The 20,812-nt window shown below is 61.3% G+C and carries 12 protein-coding genes, 4 pseudogenes and 2 riboswitches; of the genes and pseudogenes, 11 read left to right on the forward strand and 5 right to left on the reverse strand.

Annotated features, from left to right (window positions below; all coding sequences use genetic code 11):
• Window positions 1-24: 24 nt before the first annotated feature.
• Window positions 25-1,152, reverse strand: coding sequence for a glycine cleavage system aminomethyltransferase GcvT (gene gcvT / locus ACQVLG_RS20760; RefSeq protein WP_474290839.1), 1,128 nt, complete (start codon window positions 1,150-1,152; stop codon window positions 25-27).
• Window positions 1,153-1,226: 74 nt separating this feature from the next.
• Window positions 1,227-1,332: riboswitch (glycine riboswitch) on the reverse strand.
• A 28-nt stretch (window positions 1,333-1,360) separates the two neighbouring features.
• Window positions 1,361-1,447, reverse strand: a riboswitch (glycine riboswitch).
• Window positions 1,448-1,616: 169 nt separating this feature from the next.
• Between gcvT and ACQVLG_RS20765 the strand changes: the two genes are divergently transcribed.
• From ACQVLG_RS20765 to def, 7 genes and pseudogenes are all read left to right on the forward strand, one after another.
• On the forward strand, window positions 1,617-2,201 hold the full coding sequence (locus ACQVLG_RS20765) for an ATP-dependent Clp protease proteolytic subunit (RefSeq protein ID WP_230541957.1): 585 nt from the start codon (window positions 1,617-1,619) through the stop codon (window positions 2,199-2,201).
• A 162-nt stretch (window positions 2,202-2,363) separates the two neighbouring features.
• A complete protein-coding gene (locus ACQVLG_RS20770; protein ID WP_474290840.1) occupies window positions 2,364-2,999 on the forward strand; it encodes a phosphatase PAP2 family protein in 636 nt (211 codons plus the stop codon).
• A gap of 184 nt (window positions 3,000-3,183) precedes the next feature.
• Window positions 3,184-6,715: pseudogene (gene smc, locus ACQVLG_RS20775) on the forward strand (chromosome segregation protein SMC).
• Window positions 6,712-7,887 (forward strand): cell division protein ZipA C-terminal FtsZ-binding domain-containing protein, encoded by a 1,176-nt coding sequence (locus ACQVLG_RS20780; RefSeq protein WP_474290841.1) that lies wholly within the window; start codon window positions 6,712-6,714, stop codon window positions 7,885-7,887. The pseudogene smc and the gene ACQVLG_RS20780 overlap by 4 nt, the downstream one beginning before the upstream one ends.
• Window positions 7,888-7,901: 14 nt before the next feature.
• Window positions 7,902-10,257 (forward strand): annotated as a pseudogene (gene ligA / locus ACQVLG_RS20785) (NAD-dependent DNA ligase LigA).
• Window positions 10,258-10,282: 25 nt separating this feature from the next.
• The gene (gene galU, locus ACQVLG_RS20790) at window positions 10,283-11,176 is read left to right on the forward strand and encodes a UTP--glucose-1-phosphate uridylyltransferase GalU (protein ID WP_230541962.1); all 894 of its coding nucleotides are present in this window, start codon (window positions 10,283-10,285) and stop codon (window positions 11,174-11,176) included.
• Window positions 11,173-11,709: a peptide deformylase gene (gene def, locus ACQVLG_RS20795; RefSeq protein ID WP_230541963.1), complete on the forward strand. Its 537-nt coding sequence runs from the start codon at window positions 11,173-11,175 to the stop codon at window positions 11,707-11,709. Before galU ends, def begins: the two co-directional genes overlap by 4 nt.
• 136 nt (window positions 11,710-11,845) lie before the next feature.
• Here def and ACQVLG_RS20800 read toward each other — a convergent pair whose 3' ends face one another.
• The 4 genes and pseudogenes from ACQVLG_RS20800 to map all read right to left on the reverse strand — a co-directional run bounded on the left by ACQVLG_RS20800 (window position 11,846) and on the right by map (window position 16,948).
• Window positions 11,846-12,610 carry a flagellar brake protein gene (locus ACQVLG_RS20800; protein WP_230541964.1) on the reverse strand — a complete coding sequence of 255 codons (765 nt, stop codon included), beginning with the start codon at window positions 12,608-12,610 and terminating at the stop codon, window positions 11,846-11,848.
• Between the two features lie 130 nt (window positions 12,611-12,740).
• Window positions 12,741-13,490 (reverse strand): pseudouridine synthase, encoded by a 750-nt coding sequence (locus ACQVLG_RS20805; protein ID WP_230541965.1) that lies wholly within the window; start codon window positions 13,488-13,490, stop codon window positions 12,741-12,743.
• Window positions 13,491-13,531: 41 nt separating this feature from the next.
• Window positions 13,532-16,100, reverse strand: a pseudogene (locus tag ACQVLG_RS20810) ([protein-PII] uridylyltransferase).
• Between the two features lie 35 nt (window positions 16,101-16,135).
• Complete coding sequence (map, locus tag ACQVLG_RS20815; RefSeq protein WP_474290842.1) at window positions 16,136-16,948, reverse strand: type I methionyl aminopeptidase; 813 nt, start codon at window positions 16,946-16,948, stop codon at window positions 16,136-16,138.
• Window positions 16,949-17,349: 401 nt separating this feature from the next.
• Between map and rpsB the strand changes: the two genes are divergently transcribed.
• The 4 genes and pseudogenes from rpsB (at window position 17,350) to frr (ending at window position 20,759) form a co-directional block, all read left to right on the forward strand.
• Entirely contained in the window at window positions 17,350-18,102 is a 753-nt protein-coding gene (gene rpsB / locus ACQVLG_RS20820) for a 30S ribosomal protein S2 (RefSeq protein ID WP_152283262.1), read from the forward strand.
• Between the two features lie 158 nt (window positions 18,103-18,260).
• Window positions 18,261-19,172, forward strand: coding sequence for a translation elongation factor Ts (tsf, locus tag ACQVLG_RS20825; RefSeq protein ID WP_086137734.1), 912 nt, complete (start codon window positions 18,261-18,263; stop codon window positions 19,170-19,172).
• A gap of 147 nt (window positions 19,173-19,319) precedes the next feature.
• Entirely contained in the window at window positions 19,320-20,036 is a 717-nt protein-coding gene (gene pyrH, locus ACQVLG_RS20830; RefSeq protein ID WP_034752258.1) for a UMP kinase, read from the forward strand.
• 163 nt (window positions 20,037-20,199) lie between these two features.
• Window positions 20,200-20,759: pseudogene (frr, locus tag ACQVLG_RS20835) on the forward strand (ribosome recycling factor).
• Window positions 20,760-20,812 lie beyond the last annotated feature (53 nt).

Below are 20,812 nucleotides of genomic sequence, written 5' to 3' on the forward strand. Positions count from 1 at the left end.
TCTTGCGGGCGGCTCTATAAAACCTTACGCAGCCAGGATTTTACCGTTACGCACGAAAGGCAGCTTGACGACGGAAGCGGCCAGCTGCTTGCCGCGGATTTCCACGTGCACGGTGTCGCCCACGGCGACGCCGTTCGGCACGCGCGCCAGGGCAATCGCTTCCTGCATGGTGGGGCTGAAGGTGCCGCTGGTGATTTCGCCCGTGGCGTCGCTGCCGGCGATGATGACTTTTTGATGGGCGCGCAGCACGCCGCCTTTTTCGCGCAGGATCAGGCCGACGAATTGCGCGTTCTGGCCTTTCGCCAGCAGGGCGGCCTTGCCGATGAAATCGCGTTCGCTGACGAGGTCGATGGTCCACGCCAGGCCCGCGTCCAGCGGGTTGACGGTTTCGTCCATGTCCTGGCCGTACAGATTCATGCCCGCTTCCAGGCGCAGGGTGTCGCGCGCGCCGAGGCCGGCCGGCTTGACGCCGGCGGCAGCCAGGGCGTTCCACAGCGCTTCCACCTGGGTCGCGGCCACGCCGATTTCAAAGCCGTCTTCGCCCGTGTAGCCGGTACGCGCCAGCATGACTTCGCCGAAGGCCGTGTCCTTGACGATGACGACGTTGAACGGCTTGATGGCTTCGGAAGCGGCTTGCGTTTCCGGCAGCACTTGCCACACCTTGGCGCGCGCGTTCGGGCCTTGCACGGCCACCAGGGCCATCGGATTGTTGGCATTGCGGCGCTCGGTAATCGTCAGGCCGCTGTTGGTGTTGGTGTTGGTGTTTTGCTGCTGCATCCAGGCCACGTCTTTTTCAGCCGTGCCTGCGTTGACGACGAGGCGGAACCAGTTTTCGTTGAAGAAGTAGACGATCAGGTCATCGATGACGGTACCTTCGGCATTCAACATGCACGAGTACAGCGCCTTGCCCGACACTTGCAGCTTGTCGACGTTATTGGCCAGCAAGCCGCGCAGGAAGGCGCGCACGTTCGGGCCTTCGATATCGACCACACACATATGCGACACGTCGAACATGCCGGCGTCGCCGCGCACGGCATTGTGTTCTTCGATTTGCGAGCCGTAGTTGACGGGCATGTCCCAGCCGCCGAAATCGACCATGCGGGCGCCGAGGGCACGGTGGGCGTTGTTGAGTGGGGTCGCTTTGAGCGTCATGGATTCCTCGGGACGAAGGTAAAAGGGGAGTTAACAAAACATAGAATAGCCAAACACGGCTTTCCAGCGTGATCACTGACCCCCCTGTCCTTTGTACCTGAGAGATTACGGGGGCTTGCCCCGTGCGCCCCTTCGGTGGGCCGCCGGCAATAGCCGCGGCCGCTCTCCAGAGTTGAGCTAAAACGTGTCGCCAAAGCAACAGCTTCAGTCCGCCTGATCGGTCCTTTTGCCTGAGAGTTTTTGGGTAGTGCCCCTTCGGCGGCAACGCTGGATTGCCCTCTCCCGATCAAGTGGGAGGAATATATGCCAGCAGGGTGTTTCTGTCAATCTGTAAAGACGTTGCCAAATTGCAGCAAAAGCCCCGGTTTGCGGGGCTGGCAGAGGGCCTGGCCTGGCGCAAAAGGGCGCCCTGCCGCGCGCGAATGGACTATGATGAAGTTCTGGCTTTCTTGCGGGTGGCTGCCATGAATACGACACAAAGCGGGACACAACACGAGACACAAAACAACACCGAGCAGCACGGTTACTTTACCCTCTCGGGCGACGTCAACAGCGACATGGTGCGGCGCGTCTTCAACGCCGTGTCCGACATCACGGAAGACAAGCTCACCACCGCGCACATTTTGATCCAGTCGAACGGCGGCTATGTCAGCGACGGCATCTGTCTGTACAACTTCCTCAGCAAGTTGCCGCTCGACATCATTACCTACAATGCGGGCGCCGTGGCGTCCATTGCCGTGACCCTGTTCCTGGCGGGGCGGCACCGCCACGCCAGCGACACGGCCCGCTTCATGGTGCACAAGTCGCATGCGACGGCCTCGCCCGGTTCCCGCCCCGATGCGCTGAGCATCATCGTCGAAGGCTTGCGCGCCGACGACATGCGCACCGAGCGCATCCTGCGCGGCCACGTCAAGCTGACGGAAGAGCAGTGGCAGGTGCACGCGTATTCCGACCTGCACCTGACGGCCGACCAGGCGCTGGAAGTGGGCATGGTCGAATCGATCCGCGACTTTTCGCCACCCAAGGGCAAGCGCCTGACGAATATCTGACCCTTCGCCCATGCGGCTGCCGCGAAAACATTTTCATATGGCAATTTTCGAGGTGAAAATTGTAATGGGATGTAATTCTTGCCTGCAGTTGATGAAAACCGGGGCGCAAGCAGGGCTAGTCGTGGCATAGTGCACGCTGATCATGAAATAAGTGCAGGCACGATGACTTGGTGGAATGGGATTTCTTTTGCGGCCGATATGTCGGTGATGGGGCCGGCTGGCGTGGCGATTGCCCTGTGGCTGCTCGTCTCGCGTCAATGGCGCCTGGTGCTCAGCTGGAGCTTGTGGTACGGCGGCGGGCTGGCCCTCGTGGTGCTGTCGAAGCTGGCTTTCATGAGCTGGGGAGTGGGCAGCAGCGCGCTCGATTTCACGGGTTTCAGCGGCCACGCCATGCGCGCCGGCGCCGTGTTTCCCGTGCTGATGTATGTGCTGCTGCAGCGGGCCGAGCCGCGCTGGCGCCATGCCGCCGTGCTCGTCGGCGTGGCTTTTGCCGTGCTGGTGGCCATTTCGCGCGTGGTCGTGCATGCGCACAGCGTGTCGGAAGCCGCCAGCGGCTGCGTGCTGGGCCTGGCGTTGGCGCTGGGTTTCATGTGGAGCGCCCGTGGCGCCGTGAATATCGCCGTCAGCCATGCGCTGGCGCTGGCCAGCCTGGTGCTGATGGTGGTGCTGAGCTTCAAGGCGGAACCGATGCCGACCGAGCAGTGGCTGCAAAAACTGGCCCTGGTACTGTCCGGCCATGAGCGCGTTTTTTCCCGCGAAGACTGGAAACTGGCGCAGGATGGCCGCCCAGCCCCGTGATGCGGGGCAGGCTGGCGCCTGGCGCTACGGTTTTTTGGCCAGAAAAGCATCAGGAAATGGTATGATGAACCACTTTTTTTGCGGTGAATGGCCAGACAGCCGTCGCGATGGTGCATCTGAACTGAATATGAACCGGGTTCACCCATAATATAACCGCCAGCATAGGCCAGGAACTCTAAAACACGTGCGTCTCTCTTCCATCAAGTTGTCGGGATTTAAGTCTTTCGTCGATCCCACCAATTTCCAGGTGCCACAGGCCAGCTCGTGGGCGTGGTCGGGCCGAATGGCTGCGGCAAGTCGAACATCATCGACGCCGTGCGCTGGGTGCTGGGCGAATCGAAAGCGTCGGAGTTGCGCGGCGAATCGATGCAGGACGTCATTTTCAACGGCTCCACGCACCGCAAGCCCGCCGGGCGCGCCTCGGTCGAGCTGGTGTTCGATAACAACGATGGCAAGGCCTCGGGCCAGTGGGGCCAGTACGCCGAGATCGCCGTCAAGCGCACCCTGACGCGCGACGGCACGTCCACCTATTACATCAATGGCCAGCCCGTGCGCCGGCGCGACATCCAGGATATCTTCCTCGGCACGGGCCTCGGCCCGCGCGCCTACGCCATCATCGGCCAGGGCATGATTTCGCGCATCATCGAATCGCGCCCTGAGGAATTGCGCGTGTTCCTGGAAGAAGCGGCCGGTGTCTCCAAATACAAGGAACGCCGCCGCGAGACGGAAAACCGCTTGCAGGATACGCGCGAGAATTTGCTGCTGCGCGTGGAAGACATCTTGCGCGAACTCAATGCCAACCTGGAAAAGCTGGAAGCGCAGGCCGCTGTCGCCACGCGTTTTCACGCCTTGCAGGCGGACCAGGAAGAAAAGCAGAAACTGTTGTGGCTGCTGCGCAAGAACGAGGCGCAAAACGAGCAGACGCGCTATTTCCGCGAAGTGGAACAGGCGCAGACGGACCTGGAAGAGCAGACGGCCAAGCTGCGCAACGTGGAACTGACCCTGGAGCAGATGCGCCAGGCGCACTTTGCCGTGGGCGACCGTTTGCATACGGCGCAAGGCCATCTGTACCAGACGAATGCGGAAATCGGCAGCCTGGAAGCGCAGATCAAGTTCGTCATCGAATCGCGCGCCCGCCTGCAGGCCCAGCTGGCCACCCTGACGGCCCAGCGCGACCAGTGGAACAGCCAGGGCGGCGAATATCAGGAACAGATCGAAGAGGCGGAATTCCACCTCGAAGAGCTGGCTGCCAAGGTCGAGCAATCGCAAATGATGGCGGAGCAGAAGGGCGAGCAATTGCCCGAGCTGGACGCCGCCTGGCGCGCCGCGCAAAACAAGAGCACGGAATCGCGCGCCCGGATCATGCAGGCGCAGCAGCAGCTGGAACTGGAATCGGCGCACCAGCGCAACGCCTCCAACATCCTGGCCAGCCTGTTGACGCGCCGCGAGCGCTTGCAGCAGGAAAAGAACAGCCTCAGCTTGCCTGACAGCAGCCATCTGGAAAACCTGAAGCTCCAATTGGAAGAAAAGCAGCAAACCCTGGAAGAGCAGGGTTTCTACCTGGAAGAAGCGCTGGAGCAGCAGCCCAAGCTGGAGCAAGAGCGGGCCGAGGCGCAGGCGCAGGTGAATGCCGAAACGGCCGCCAACGCCCAGCTGGAAGCGCGTCTTTCCGCTTTGAAACAACTGCAGGAACGGGTGCAGACGCAGGGCAAGGTCCAGCCGTGGCTGAAAAAGCACGAGCTCGACACTTTGCCCCGTCTGTGGCAAAAGCTGCAGATCGAGGCGGGCTGGGAAGCGGCCATGGAATCGATCTTGCGCGAGCGCACGTCGGCCCTGCAACTGTCGAATATCGACTGGGCCAAGGCATTCTTTGCGGACGCGCCGCCGGCCAAGCTGGCCTTGTACGCACCATCGACGGTGGCGCCGTTGCCCGTGCCGGACGTGCCAGGCCTGAAACCGTTTTTGAACTTGTTGAAACTCAACGATCCGGGCTTGCGCGGCTTGCTGCAGGATTGGCTGTACAACGCCTACGCCGTGGAAGACGCGGCCGAAGCGCTGGCCGAGCGCGGCAAGTTGCCGCCGGGCGGCTATTTCGTCACGCGCGCGGGCCACGTGGTCACGGCCACCAGCGTGCGCTTCTATGCGGCCGATTCGGAGCAGGAAGGCATGCTGGGCCGCCAGCAGGAAATCGACAATATCGGCAAGCAGCTGCGCGCCCAGCAATTGCTGGCCGAAGAGGCGCGCGCCCGTTCCGTGCGGGCCGACGCCGCCGTGGCGACGCTCACGCGCAACCTGTCCGACTTGCGTTTGCGCATACAGCAGCTGACGTCTTCCGTGCATACTCTGCAACTGGACGTGGTCAAATTGTCGGAAGTGGAAGCGCGTTTCAACCAGCGCAGCACGCAGATCGGCGCCGACCTGGCGAAATTGCCGCGCAAGAAGCCGAACAGATGCAGACCAAGCTGGAATCGGAAGAGAAATTCGAACAGCTGGACATGGAACTGGGCAACTTGCAGGAAGCGCACGAAGACGGCCATACCGACTTCTTGCAGAAAGAGCAGCGCCTGGCCGAAGCGCGCGAAGCCTTGCGCGACCTGGAACGCGCCGCCAAGGATACGGAATACGCGGAAAAAGCCCACCGCGCGAAGATCGAGGAATTGCGCCGCAATATCGCCACGGCCAGTACGCAGGCCCAGCAAGTGACGGAAAGCCTGCAGGCGGGCGAACTGGAACTGGCCAACCTGGAAAGCGGCGCGGCCGCCGACGGCTTGCAGGATCTGCTCGAGCGCCGCACCACGCAGGAGCGGGCGCTGGCCGACGCGCGCCATGAACTGGACCAGATCACGCAGCAGCTGCGCCTGTCCGAAGATGCGCGCACGCAATCGGAACGCAGCTTGCAGCCGCAGCGCGACAAGATCATGGAAATGCAGCTCAAGGAGCAGGCCGCGCGCCTGAATCAGGAGCAATTCGCCCAGCAATTGCTGGAATCGGGCGCCGACGAGGCCGCCTTGACGGAAAAATTGCATCCGGACATGCGTCCTTCGTATCTGCAGGGCGAGGTCACGCGCCTGACCAACGCCATCACGTCGCTGGGCGCCGTCAACCTGGCCGCGCTGGACGAACTGGCGCAGGCATCCGAGCGCAAGAATTTCCTCGACGCCCAGAATGCCGACCTGACGGAAGCGATCAATACGCTGGAAGACGCGATCCACAAGATCGACAAGGAAACGCGCGACTTGCTGCAAGACACGTTCGACAAGGTCAACCACCACTTTTCCGAGCTGTTCCCTATTTTGTTTGGCGGGGGCCAGGCCAGGCTGACCATGACGGGCGACGAGATTCTCGATTCCGGTGTACAAGTCATGGCGCAGCCTCCCGGCAAGAAAAATGCCACCATCCACCTGTTGTCCGGTGGAGAGAAGGCGCTGACCGCGACCGCATTGGTGTTTTCCATGTTCCGCCTGAATCCGGCGCCGTTCTGCCTGCTCGACGAAGTCGATGCGCCGCTGGACGATTCGAACACGGAACGCTTTTGCCGCATGGTCAAGCGCATGTCCGACCAGACCCAATTCCTTTTCATTTCGCATAACAAGATTGCGATGGAAATGGCCCATCAATTGATCGGTGTGACGATGCAGGAGCAGGGCGTATCGCGCATCGTGGCGGTGGACATGGAGTCCGCCGCAAATTTTGCAACCGAGGCACAAGCAGCATGACAGACCTTCAAATTACCTTGTTCGGCGCCGGCGGCGTCTTTATCGTCGGCGTTTTCTCGTACAACAAATGGCAGGAATACAAGGCCAAGAAAAGCGTGGAACGGGCTTTTTCCACCGACCACGATGACGTGCTGATGCGCGAGGGCGACGCTCCTGCGGTGGAAGCCCAGGAACCTGTCTTGCGCCAGGAACCGCGCTTCGACGCCGCGCCTGCCGCCAAGGCGGAACCGTCGTTCGGCGCACCGCCGGCCGCCGTTGTGCCGGACGCGCCCGTGCATGCGGAACCGTCATTGGGCGATACCGCTGCCGAACCGGCTCCTGCCGCCGCTGCGCCCGCCGCCCCCGTGCAGGAAGTGAGCGCGGCCAGCGAACAGGCGACCAGCCTGGTCGACCCGCTGATCGATTGCCTGCTGCCCCTGTCGCTGGAAGCGCCCGTGCGCGGCGACAAGATCCTGCCCGTGCTGCAAACCTTGCGTCTGGTGGGCAACAAACCCGTCCATTTCATCGGTTTGCACGTGAATGGCGACTGGGAACCGATCACGCATGGCGGTGTCTACACGAAGATGCAGGGCGGCGTGCAGCTGGCCAGCCGCAGCACGGCCCTGAATGAACTCGAATACTCGGAACTGGTCACTCGGCTGCGCGGCGTCGCCGACGAGATCGGCGCCGAGCCGGAAGTGCCCGACATGATGGAAGTGATGGCCGAAGCGCGCACCTTGCACCGCTTCGTTGCCGGCCACGACGCCCAGCTGGGCGTGAACCTGCACACGAATGGCGCGCCGTGGGCCATTTCCACCTTGCTCGTTGCACTGGAGAAACAAGGTTTCGACGTGCGTCCGGACGGCCGTTTCGTCATGCCGGACGGCGACGGCGGCCATCTGTTCTCGCTGTCGACGAACGTCACCCTGGCCGAGGAAACGACGCCCCGCCTGACCCTGCTGCTGGACGTGCCTTGCGTGGCGCCGGTGCGCGACGGCTTCGGCGCCATGGTCGCCTGCGCCAAGGCGCTGGTGGGCCGCCTCGACGCCACCATCGTCGACGATTATTACAACCAGGCCCTGTCCGATGCGGCATTGGCCGAGATCGCCGGCCAGGTGCAAGAGTTTTACCAGGAAATGGACGCGGCCGACATCCCGGCCGGTTCCACCCGCGCCCTGCGTTTATTTAGCTGAAGAATCCCGCAACAATGACCGATCCGATCAACCAGGATGCGCAAGCGCGCGTCCTGGCACTTACTGCCGAACTGAACCGGCATCTGCACGCCTACCACGTGCTTGACAATCCCACCATTCCCGACGCCGAGTACGACAAGCTGTTCGTCGAACTGCAGGCGCTGGAAGCGGCCCATCCCGAACTGCGCGCACCCGATTCGCCCACCTTGCGCGTGGGCGCGGCACCGCTGCCGCAGTTCGAGCAAGTCACGCACACGGTGCCGATGTTGTCGCTGAACAATGGTTTCACCGACGACGATATCGTCAATTTCGACCGCCGCGTGCGCGACGGCCTGGAACTGGACGGTGCAGAAGTCGACTATGCTGCCGAAGTGAAATTCGACGGCCTGGCCATCAACCTGCGCTATGAACACGGCCTGTTCGTGCAGGCGGCTACGCGCGGCGACGGCGCCACGGGCGAAGATGTGACGGCGAATATCCGCACCATTTCCGGCATCCCATTGCGCCTGCATGGCGGCAAGATACCGGCCGTGCTCGACGTGCGCGGCGAAGTGATGATGTTCAAGGCCGATTTTGCCCGCCTGAACGAACGCCAGCGCGAAGCGGGCCAGAAAGAATTCGCCAATCCCCGCAATGCGGCGGCCGGCAGCCTGCGCCAGCTCGATTCGCGCATCACGGCCCAGCGCAAGCTGCGCTTCTATGCGTATGGCATCGGCGCCCTCGATGGTGCCGCCATGCCGGTGTCGCATTCGGCCTTGCTGGACTGGTATGAGACCCTGGGCATCCCCGTGTCCAAGGAGCGCCGTGTGGTGCAGGGCGCGCAAGGCTTGCTGGCCTACTATGCCGACATCGGCGCGCGCCGCCCGGCCTTGCCTTGCGTATGAAATCGACGGCGTCGTCTACAAGGTGAACGCGACGGAAGACCAGCAGCAGCTGGGCTTTGTGTCGCGCGCGCCCCGTTTTGCGCTGGCGCACAAGTTTCCGGCAGAAGAAGCGCTGACGCAGGTGCTGGGCATCGATATCCAGGTGGGCCGCACGGGCGCCATGACGCCCGTGGCGCGCCTGGCGCCCGTGTCCGTGGGCGGCGTGACGGTGACCAACGCCACCTTGCACAATGAAGATGAAGTGCTGCGCAAGGACGTGCGCGTGGGTGACACCGTCGTCGTGCGCCGCGCCGGCGACGTGATCCCGGAAGTGCTGAGCGTGGTGCTGGAGAAGCGCCCGGAACCGGCGCCGCCGCCGTTCAAGATGCGGGAAACTTGCCCCGTCTGCGGCTCGCACGTGGTGCGCGAAGAGGGCGAGGCGATTGCCCGCTGCTCGGGCGGCCTGTTCTGCTCGGCGCAGCGCAAGGAAGCGTTCCGCCATTTCGCGGGCCGCCGCATGATGGATATCGAGGGACTTGGGGAACGTTACATCGATACCCTGGTCGAACTCGAATACGTGCATGGCCTGGCCGACCTGTACAGCCTGACCCTGGACAAATTGCTGGAAATGAAGCTGCGCGCCGACGAGCGCGATGGTTCCACGCCGGAAACAGTGCAACAAGGCAAGATTCCCACCAAGTGGGCGGAAAACCTGCTGGCCGGCATTGAAGCGAGCAAGCGTCCGCCGCTTGAGCGCTTCCTGTTTGCGCTGGGCATCCGCCACGTGGGCGAATCGACGGCCAAGACCCTGGCCGAATGGCTGGGCAGTTTGCACTACGTGCGGCGGGCGCCGGCGGCCTTGCTGCGCGTGCTGCCCGATATCGGCGGCACCGTGGCCGAGTCGATTGCCGGCTTCTTTGCCGAAGAAAAGAACCAGCAGGCGCTGCAGGCATTGCTGGACGCCGGCGTCGCGCCGCAGGGCGAACACGCGCCCAGCGCCAAGCTGCGCGCGCAATTGGAGCAAACCAAGCTGCTCGCCGCGCTCGGCATTCCGAAGCTGACGGAGCCGCGCAGCAAGCAGCTGGTGGAGCGGGGCGTGACCCTGGCCAGCCTGGCGGCGCAGGGCGCCAGCTTCCACGCGGGCTTGCCCGCCACCGTGGCCGAAGCGCTGGCGCAATGGCTGGCCGATGAAGACCATGTCAAGCTGCTTGGTCAACTGGACGCCCTGCGCAGTGAATTACTGTCACAATTGCCTGAAATGTCAGCCGCTGGCGGCAAGCTGGACGGCAAGACCTTCGTCCTGACAGGCACCTTGCCCAATATGAGCCGCGACGAGGCCGCTGAGTTGATCGAGGCGGCCGGTGGCAAGGTCAGCGGTTCCGTGTCGAAGAAGACAGGATATGTCGTGGCGGGTTCTGACGCTGGCAGCAAGCTGGCCAAGGCGCAGGAACTGGGTGTGGCCATACTTGACGAGGCCGGTTTGCTGGCCTTGCTCGCGCAAGACTAATTATTCAATATCTTACAGAAGACCCATGAAAAAAATCAGAAAAGCAGTCTTTCCCGTCGCCGGCCTGGGCAGCCGTTTCTTGCCTGCGACCAAGGCGCAACCGAAGGAAATGTTGCCCATCGTCGACAAGCCCCTGATCCAGTACGCGGTGGAAGAAGCCGTGGCGGCAGGCATCACGGAAATGATCTTCATCACGGGCCGCAACAAGCGCGCTATCGAAGACCATTTTGATACGGCCTATGAACTGGAATCGGAGCTGGAAGCGGCCGGCAAGCGCCAATTGCTGGAAATGGTGCAAAACGTCATTCCCAAGCACATCAATTGCATTTACATCCGCCAGTCGGCGCCGCTGGGTCTGGGACATGCCGTGCTGTGCGCCCGTCCCGTGATCGGCGACGAGCCGTTTGCCGTCTTGCTGGCCGACGATTTCATGGATGTGGAAGAGGGCGTGCGCCCCGTGCTGGCGCAGATGACCGATGTCTTCCAGTATGAAAATTGCTCGCTGCTGGCGGTACAGGATGTGCCGCGCGCGGAAACCAGGCAGTACGGTATTGTGTCGGCAAAGAATTATCAGCCCGACCTGGAAGTGGTCTCGGCCATCGTGGAAAAGCCTGCGCCGGAAGAGGCGCCATCGACCCTGGCCGTGGTGGGCCGTTATGTGCTGACCAGCCGCATCTTCGGTCACCTGGAAAACCTGGGCACGGGCGCCGGCGGCGAAATCCAGTTGACGGACGGGATAGCCGCCCTGATGCGCGAAGAGCGCGTGCTGGCATACCGCTATCAGGGGCAGCGCTATGACTGCGGCTCCAAGCTCGGTTATCTGAAGGCAACGACGGCGATGGGCATGAAACATCCGGAAACAGGCGCGGCCTTCCGTACTTACTTGCAAGAATTGCAATCGACACTGGAAGCAAAATGACCGTACGCGAGATTCTGAAGATGGGCGATCCGCGTTTGCTGCGGATGGCCGAGCCCGTGCGTGAATTCGATACGCCCGAGTTGCACGCCTTGATCGCCGACATGTTCGACACCATGCATGCGGCCAATGGCGCCGGCCTGGCGGCGCCGCAGATCGGCGTCAACCTGCAGCTGGTGATCTACGGCTTCAAGCAGAATCTGCGCTATCCCGACGCGCCGCAAGTGCCGGAAACCGTGCTGATCAACCCGTTGCTGACACCTTTGTCGGAACGCAAGGAAGAGGGCTTCGAGGGTTGCCTGTCCGTGCCCGGCCTGCGCGGCAGCGTGCCGCGCTGGAGCGAGCTGCATTACGAAGGCGTCGACCAGTTCGGCCAGCCCATCAGCCGCGACTGCGACGGCTTCCATGCCCGCGTGGTGCAGCATGAAGTGGACCACCTGCACGGTATTTTGTATCCGATGCGTATCGTTGATTTTACGCAATTCGGCTATACGGAAGTCATGTTCCCCGACCTGGATCCGAACGACGACGATTGATCGGCTCCTGAGAAAACGTCCATGGCGGCGTTGCCTTGCCCTGAACGTTTTTCAGGCGCCTCGTGACTTTGGCTGTCAAACAAAAAATGGCCGCGCAGCATCAGCTGGGCGGCCATTTTTTATGCCTGAAGCAATCCTAGCGCACCTTGCGGCTGCTGCCCAGGTTGTCGAGCAAGGTTTTCAGTTCATCCTGCATGGCCTCCGTCAGGTTCAGGAAGCGGCAGCCGATCTGCACCTGCTCGCCCAGCAGGAAGGAGCGGAAGGTGCGCGACAGGCGGATTTCCAGGTCGGCGATCATGACCTTGTCCGGCCCCAGTTCCAGGCGCACGCGCGACAGCTTGCGCCCCACGTACAGGCCCACCGTGTCGCGCGGGTGGGCGCGCATGCCGATGCCGCCGGCGGAGAAATCATACAGCTGCAATTCATACGGACGGCCCTCGAGCACGAAGGCGGCCAGGTAGTACACGCCCAGCGGCGTTTCCAGGCGCGCCGATTCGCGCCGCTCCAGCACCAGGCAATGGCTGGGGAAGTTGGTCAGGTAGACGTTTGGCCGCTCGGGATACGCCTCCCATTCGCCATTGATGGTAAATTGCAGTTTGGCGCTTTGCACCCACGACACAAACGTGGCGCCGCCTTCGGGCAGGGTCGCGCCTTCGTTGAGTTCCAGCACGAATTGCGGCAAGTCGTCGTCGACGGACAGGACGCGCGCCATGATGACGTCTTCGCCGCCCGTCGGGTAGATGGAAATGGCGTCGCCGTTATCTGCCAGGCTGCACAGGGTTTCGCCGATATCCCACGGATCGCTCATATGGTGCGGCTTGGTGCCTGGCTCCATCGGCTCGGCCACGTCAGCCAGACTGGGGGCGCCTTTGCGCAGGGGATTAGGAATGGGATCGTTCACGACGGCGTATCTCTTGTAATTTCTAATGGGGAATAGTGTATAGGTTCAGGGCAATATTTGCTAACCAAATCACAATAATTGCCTTTGTTGCACTATTCTTGTTGCCTTCTGGATATAGATCCCGGCAAGCTTAAAACTGCTCGTCCGCGCTCAGGTAGCGCCATTGTCCGGTCGGCAAATCGCCCAGCTTGACCTTGCCGATGCGCACGCGTTTCAGTCCCAGTACTTTCAGGCCGACGGCTTCGCACATGCGGCGGATCTGGCGTTTCTTGCCTTCGCGCAAGGTAAAGCTCAGCTGGTCTTCATTTTGCCAGCGCACCTTGGCCGGCAGCAGCGGCTTGCCGTCCAGCCACAGGCCATGGTTGAGTTTTTTCAGCTCGCTGTCGGGCAGGGTGCCGCCCTTGGTGTAGCTCACGCGTACCAGGTATTCCTTGTCGATATCGGTATCGTGGCCGATCAACTGCTTGGCCACGCGCCCATCCTGCGTCAGGACCAGCAAGCCGACGGAATCGATGTCCAGGCGGCCGGCCGCCACCAGGCTGCGCAGCTGGGTCGGGTGGAACTGTTCCGGGCTGCGGTCTTCCGCCCAGCGGTTTTCTGCCTTGATCAGGGCCACGGCGGGCGTGTAGCCGTCTTCGGCCTGGCCGCTGACATAGCCGACGGGTTTGTTGATCAGCACGGTGACGCGCTTCGACTGCTCGGCTGCCGCCTGGCGTTCCACGGTGACGCGCTGGCTCGGGAAGACCTTGCTGCCCAGCTCGGACACCACCTTGCCATCCACGCGGACCCAGCCGCGCGCGATCCATTCATCGGCTTCGCGGCGGGAGCACAGCCCCAGTTCGGACATGCGTTTGGACAAGCGTAATAATTCTTCGGTCATGTTGTTTCAGTTTCAGTAAGGGTAGGCGCTGCGCGGAAAGCTTACACTTTCAGCGCATCGAGTAAATCGGTTTCCAGCAATATCTGGTTGCGGGCATTGTTGAGCGCGGGACCGTCGACGAGGAAAACGTCTTCGACCCGCTCGCCCAGGGTCATGATCTTGGCCGTGTGCAAGTTGATGCGATACTTGGTCAGCACGTTGGCGATCGCGTACAGCAGGCCCGTGCGGTCGTTGGCGGCCACCGACAGCAGGTAGTACTGGCCTTTTTCATCGGCCGCAGGTCCACCGTCGGCTGGAAGGGGAAGGTGCGCGACAGGCGCGACAGCCGTCCCTTGCCCGGCGGCGGCAGCGGCGTCTGCGACTGCAGCAATTCGCCCAGCTCATGCTCGATCAGGCTGATGATGTCGCGGTAGCTCTTGGCGAAGTTTTGCTCGGTGACGAGGAAGGTGTCGAGCGCATAGCCATTTTTCGTCGTGTGGATCTTCGCGTCGAGGATGCTGAAATTCTTGCGGTCGAAATAGCTGCAGATGCGCGCGAACAGGTCCGGCTGGTCGGGAATGTACACGGCCACCTGCAAGCCTTCGCCGATGGGCGCCAGCCGGCATTTTACCACCGGCAACTTGCTGTCGAGCTTGTCATACAGCGAGCGCGTCTGCCAGGCGATGTCCGAGGCGTCGTGGCGCAGGAAATACGCCACGTCCAGCTGCTGCCACAGCTTTACATGCGCATCGGGCGGCAAGCCGTACAGGCGCAGGGTGGCCAGCGCTTCCTGCTGGCGGTTCTTCAGTTCGCGGTCAGCCGTGTGCGGCTCGCCGCCCAGCACGCGCAGGGTGATCTTGTACAGGTCTTCCAGCAGCTTGCCCTTCCAGGCATTCCACACTTTCGGGCTGGTGCCGCGGATGTCGGCCACCGTCAGCAGATACAGGCCCGTCAGGTGGCGCTCGTCCTTGACCACTTTCGCAAAGGCGGCGATGACGTCCGGGTCGGACAGATCTTGCTTTTGTGCAACTTGTGACATGGTCAGGTGATTTTCCACCAAGAAAGCCACCAGTTCCGTGTCATCAAACGACAGGCCGTGGTCCTGGCAGAACTGGGTGGCGTCGGCCACGCCCAGCTTCGAGTGGTCGCCGCCGCGGCCCTTGGCGATGTCGTGGAACAGGGCCGCCACGTACAGCAGCCACGATTGCGAGAAATCGGCCATCAGCTGGCTGCAGAACGGGTATTCGTGCGCATGTTCGCTCATGGTGAAGCGGCGCATGTTGCGCACCACCATCAAAATGTGTGCTGGTCGACCGTGTACACGTGGAACAGGTCGTGCTGCATCTGGCCCACGATGCGGCGGAAATTCGGCAGGTAGCGCCCCAGGATGCTCATCTCGTTCATGCGCCGCAGCGCATGGATGATGCCGACCGGGGCTTGCATGATGCGCAGGAACAGGGCGCGGTTGACGGGGTCCTGGCGGAAGGCGGCGTCGATCTTGAAGCGCGCGTGCCACAGGGCCCGCGTGGCGCGCGAGGTCATGCCTTTCAGGGCCGGGCGCTCCGTCATCAGCACGAAGATTTCCAGCATGGCCGAAGGATATTGCTCGAACGTATCGTCGGCGCTGATGTCGATCAGGCTGTTGACTTCATTGAAGCGTTCGTTGATGGGCACGGCCACGTCGTCCTGCGGAAACAGCCGCGCCTCGATGTTTTGCAGCAGAATCGTGTTGAGCTGGGTCACGGTCTTGGCGGCCCAGTAATAGCGCTGCATGAGGAATTCGCTGGCGCGGCGCATGTGCGGTCCGCTGCCCGTCGCCTGCAAGCCCAGCGATTCGGCGATGGCCGTCTGCACGTCGAACACGAGGCGGTCTTCGCGCCGCCCAGCATGCAGGTGCAGGCGCACGCGGATATCCTTGAAGGCGCGTTCCTTTTCCATCAGCTGGCGCGCTTCCGTCAGGGTGATCAGGCCGCCAGTTGCCAGCGTGCGCCAGGAATTGGCCAGGCCGGCCGCCTTGGCCACCCACAAAATCACCTGCAGGTCGCGCAGGCCGCCCGGGCTTTCCTTGCAATTCGGTTCTAGGCTGAAGGCCGTGTCTTCATATTTGGCATGGCGCTGGCGCATTTCCGCCGTTTTTGCCTGGAAAAATGCCTGCGGATCCATCGCCGCATCGTAGCGCTGCTGCAATTGCGCGAACAGGTCCGCATTGCCGCACACAAGGCGCGCTTCGAGCAAGCTCGTTTGCACGGTGATGTCGGCCTTCGATTCGACCAGGCACTCGTCGACGGTGCGGATGCTGTGGCCGATTTCCAGGCCCAGATCCCACAGCAGCTGCACCAGTTCTTCCAGTTTTTCCTGCGCGGCCGCGTCCGGCGCCTGTTGCAGCAGGATCAGCAGGTCGACGTCGGAATACGGAAACAGTTCGCCGCGGCCATAGCCGCCCACGCCCACCAGGGAAGTGCCTGGCGGCAAGCCCGCTTCCTGCCAGGCGCGCGCCAGCACCCCGTCGACGCTGTGGCGCAGGCTGCGCAGCAGTTTTTCAGGCTTGCCGTCGGCCTGGAAGGCCGCAATGACGACCTGGCGGTCGGCTTTCAGTTGCTGTTTCAGCTGTTCCCGAACTTGCTTTTTCATCTGAGCCCTGGGTGGCGGTGCGTGGGATGGAAGAATCAGGCTTTGTTCAGGATCAAGGCGGGCGGCGGCGGCATGCCGGGCGAGACGGTCAGCACTTCATAGCCCGTTTCCGTCACCAGCACCGTGTGTTCCCATTGCGCCGACAGGCTGCGGTCCTTGGTTTTGATGGTCCAGCCATCGTTCATTTCGCGGATTTCGCGGCGGCCCGAGTTGATCATCGGTTCCACGGTGAAAATCATGCCCGCTTCCAGGCGTTCCAGGGTGCCTGGCTTGCCGTAATGCAACACTTGCGGTTCTTCGTGGAAGACTTTGCCGATGCCATGGCCGCAGAATTCGCGCACCACGCTGTAGCCGGCCTTTTCTGCATGTTGCTGGATGGCGTGACCGATATCGCCCAGGTGGGCGCCCGGCTTGATCTGGTCGATTCCCAGCCACATGCATTCATAGGTGATTTCCGACAGGCGCTTGGCCAGGATGGTGGGCGTGCCGACGAGGAACATGCGGCTGTTGTCGCCGTGGTAGCCATCCTTGATGACGGTGATGTCGAGATTGACGGAATCGCCGCTTTTCAAGACCTTGTCGCCAGGAATGCCGTGGCAGATGACGTCGTTGACGGAGGTGCAGATGGCTTTCGGGTAGGGCGTGTAGCCGGGCGGACAGTAGTTCAGCGGGGCAGGGATGGTGCCCTGCACGTTGACCATGTATTCGTGGCACAGGCGATCGAGTTCGCCCGTGGTGACGCCGACCTTGACGAAGGGCGTGATGTAGTCGAGCACTTCGGCGCCGAGTTTGCCGGCAACGCGCATGCCTTCGATGTCGGCGGGGGTATTGATACGGATGGTGGACATGGTGTAATTCGCAATCTGCAAGATGTTCGGGTGAAAAGCACAGACGAATCTCAGCGTATGAGGAAAAGTCTGCAAATATGTCGAAATTATAAACGAGGCGCCCTGAATCCGCCGCCTCCTTCCTATGGCTGAGGCGGGGATTTGTGGGGGAAACGGCGCTCTATCGGCGGTGGCGCCACGTCTTGCACCAAGGTGGTGCGTTGAGTGTTTCCACAGGGCCGGCGTTTTGCAGTGCGGACTTGATGCGGCGGTCATTTCAGTGTAGAATCCCGGGTTGCTTGAATTCTCTTTTGAGCAATGCAGTAAATAGTGTCTTTAATTTATATAAACACGCGAATCCGGTCGACAAGGGTGCCTGTATGGTGACTGATCGGATTCCAGACCCAACCCTGGAGTTAATAATGTCCGTAACAATGCGCGAAATGCTGGAAGCCGGTGTCCACTTTGGTCACCAAACCCGTTTTTGGAACCCAAAAATGGCACCGTTCATCTTCGGCCATCGCAACAAGATCCACATCATCAACCTGGAAAAAACCATGGCGATGTACCAGGACGCAATGAAGCACGTGCGTCAACTGGCTGCAAACCGTGGCACCATCCTGATGGTTGGCACCAAGCGTCAAGCTCGCGAAATCATCGCTGCTGAAGCACAACGCGCTGGCGTGCCTTTCGTTGATCAACGTTGGTTGGGCGGTATGCTGACCAACTTCAAAACGATCAAAACCTCGATCAAGCGCCTGAAGGACATGGAAGCGATGATCGAAGACGGTTCGATCGAGAAGCTGTCGAAAAAAGAAGCGCTGATGTTCTCCCGCGAAATGATCAAGCTGCAAAAATCGATCGGCGGCATCAAGGACATGGGCGGCATTCCTGACGCAATCTTCGTCGTCGACGTCGGCTACCACAAAGGCGCGATCACCGAAGCAGCTAAGCTGGGTATCCCGGTCATCGGCGTTGTCGATACCAACCACTCCCCAGAAGGCGTGAACTTCGTGATCCCAGGTAACGATGACTCCTCGAAAGCCATCATGTTGTACGCTCGCGGTGTTGCTGACGCAATCATCGAAGGCCGTGCAGCTGCCGGTAACGAAGTTGTTGAAATGGTTAAAGCAGCCGCTGGCGACGAATTCGTCGAAGTAAACGAACAGGCTTAATGGCCAGGCTATCGAAGGATAGCCGTTTGTAAGCACAGCAGTAAGGGAAAAGGGGTGGCAGCAGCTCCCCCTTTTTTTTAACAAAAAAACGATAGTGACCGCTGGCGAGGCATGCATGCCCGGCCGCGACTATCGACTCACCGAATCAGGAGAAACACATGGCAGCGATTACAGCAGCGATGGTAGGCGAATTGCGCGGCAAAACCGACGCACCAATGATGGAATGCAAAAAAGCACTGACCGAAGCCGAAGGCGACATGGCGCGTGCGGAAGAGATCCTGCGCGTCAAACTGGGCGGCAAGGCATCGAAAGCATCGGCGCGCATCACCGCTGAAGGCGTCGTGGCAACCTACATCGCCAACGGCGTAGGCGCCCTGGTCGAAGTGAACTCGGAAACCGACTTCGTTGCGAAAAACGACGATTTCCTGGCACTGGCCAACAACGCTGCCCGCCTGGTAGCAGAACACAACCCGGCTGACGTGGCTGCCCTGCTGGCCCTGCCACTCGACGGCAAGACCCTGGACGAAGTGCGCGCTGCCCTGATCGGCAAAATCGGCGAAAACATGACCATCCGCCGCTTCCAGCGTTTCGAAACCAGCGCCAAGCTGGCTTCGTACCTGCACGGTTCGCGCATTGGCGTGATCGTCGAATTCGACGGTGCCGATGAGCAAGTAGGCAAGGACGTGGCCATGCACATCGCTGCCATGAAGCCAGTATCGCTGTCGTCGAACGAAGTTCCTGCGGAACTGATCGAAAAAGAGCGTTCGGTTGCACAACTGAAAGCCGAAGAAGACGCAGCCAAAGCGGCCGCCGAAGGCAAGCCAGCGCAATCGCCGGAAATCCTGGCCAAGCGCCTGGAAGGTTCCGTACAGAAGTTCCTGAAAGAAGTATCGCTGCTGAACCAGGCTTTCGTGAAAAACGACAAGCTGTCGGTTGAGCAAATGCTGAAGGCGGCTAACACCAGCGTCAAAGGTTTCGCCATGTACGTAGTGGGCGAGGGCATCGAGAAGAAGCAAGACGACTTCGCAGCAGAAGTCGCAGCACAGATGGCTGCCTCCCAGGGAGCGTAAGTAAAGCGGGCCGAGAGGCCCGTTTTTTTGGCCCGCCCGCACCTGCCGTGCCGGGCGGCGGCATGGGCAGTCCCGCGCGCCTATCCGGCGCTGCAAGGCGCTGCGCCATGTCATACTCGAATAACCTCATTTATGGAGCCCCAGCTCATGTCAAAACCAGCCTACAAGCGCGTCCTCCTCAAGTTGTCCGGCGAAGCCCTGATGGGTGATGATCCCTACGGCATCAACCGCGCCACGATCGAGCGCATGGTGGCCGATGTGGCCGAGGTGGCGAAGTTGGGTGTGGAACTGGCAATCGTGATTGGCGGCGGCAATATCTTCCGCGGCGTCGCGCCCGGCGCGCAAGGCATGGACCGTGCCACCGCCGACTACATGGGCATGCTGGCCACGGTGATGAACGCACTGGCCCTGGCCGATGCCATGCGCCACGTGGGCATCACCGCGCGCGTCATGTCGGCCATCGGCATCGAGCAAGTCGTCGAGCCGTACGTCCGCCCGAAAGCCCTGCAATACCTGGAAGAAGGTAAAGTAGTGGTCTTCGCCGCCGGCACCGGCAATCCGTTCTTCACCACCGACACGGCAGCCGCCCTGCGCGGTTCCGAGATCAGCGCCGAGATCGTCCTGAAGGCCACCAAGGTCGACGGCGTCTACACGGCCGATCCGAAGAAGGATCCGAACGCCACCCTGTTCCACACGATTACGTTCGACGACGCCATCGCCAAGCACCTGCAAGTGATGGATGCCACCGCATTCGCCCTGTGCCGCGACCAGAAACTGCCAATCAAGGTGTTTTCGATCACCAAGCCAGGCGCGCTGATGCGCGTCATCATGGGCGAAGACGAAGGCACGCTGGTTCACGTATAGAAATAAGGAGCACCGGGAAGCCGTCCATGGCTGCGTTGCAGCGCCTCGCCGTACATTCGGCGCTGCGCCTTGCCCTGAACGGTTTTCGGCACTCCCGGCTGCGGTACCATTAAAGCCGCAAGCGCAATAGAATATTCATTATTATCAAGACAAGGAGTAGGTAATGTCCTTAGCTGACGTTAAAAAGAACACCCAGGAACGCATGACGAAGTCGCTGGAAACCTGCGGGCCGACCTGGCCAAAGTGCGTACCGGCCGTGCCCATACGGGTATCCTGGACCACGTGATGGTCGACTACTATGGTTCGCCGACGGCGCTGACCCAGGTCGCCAACGTGACCCTGATCGACGCGCGCACCATCGGCGTGCAGCCGTACGAGAAGAAGATGGCCAACACCATCGAAAAAGCCATCCGCGACGCCGACCTGGGCTTGAATCCATCGGCACAGGGCGACCTGATCCGCGTCCCGACGCCGCCGCTGACGGAAGAGCGCCGCAAGGAAATGGTCAAGCTGGTCAAGAGCGAAGCGGAAGATGCGAAGATTGCCGTGCGTAACATTCGTCGCGATGCGAACGAGTCGCTGAAAAAGCTGGTCAAGGAAAAAGCCTGCTCCGAGGACGATGAGCGCCGCTCGTCGGAAGAAGTGCAGAAACTGACCGACAAGTTTATTGCCGACATCGACAAGATGGTTGTCGACAAAGAAAAAGAAGTGCTGACGGTCTAGTTTTCAGTCCTTTTGACGCTGCCCGGGAAAGCATGGCTTTTCCGGGCAGTGCT

The sequence above is a fragment of the Janthinobacterium sp. TPC_1 genome, from assembly GCF_056037845.1.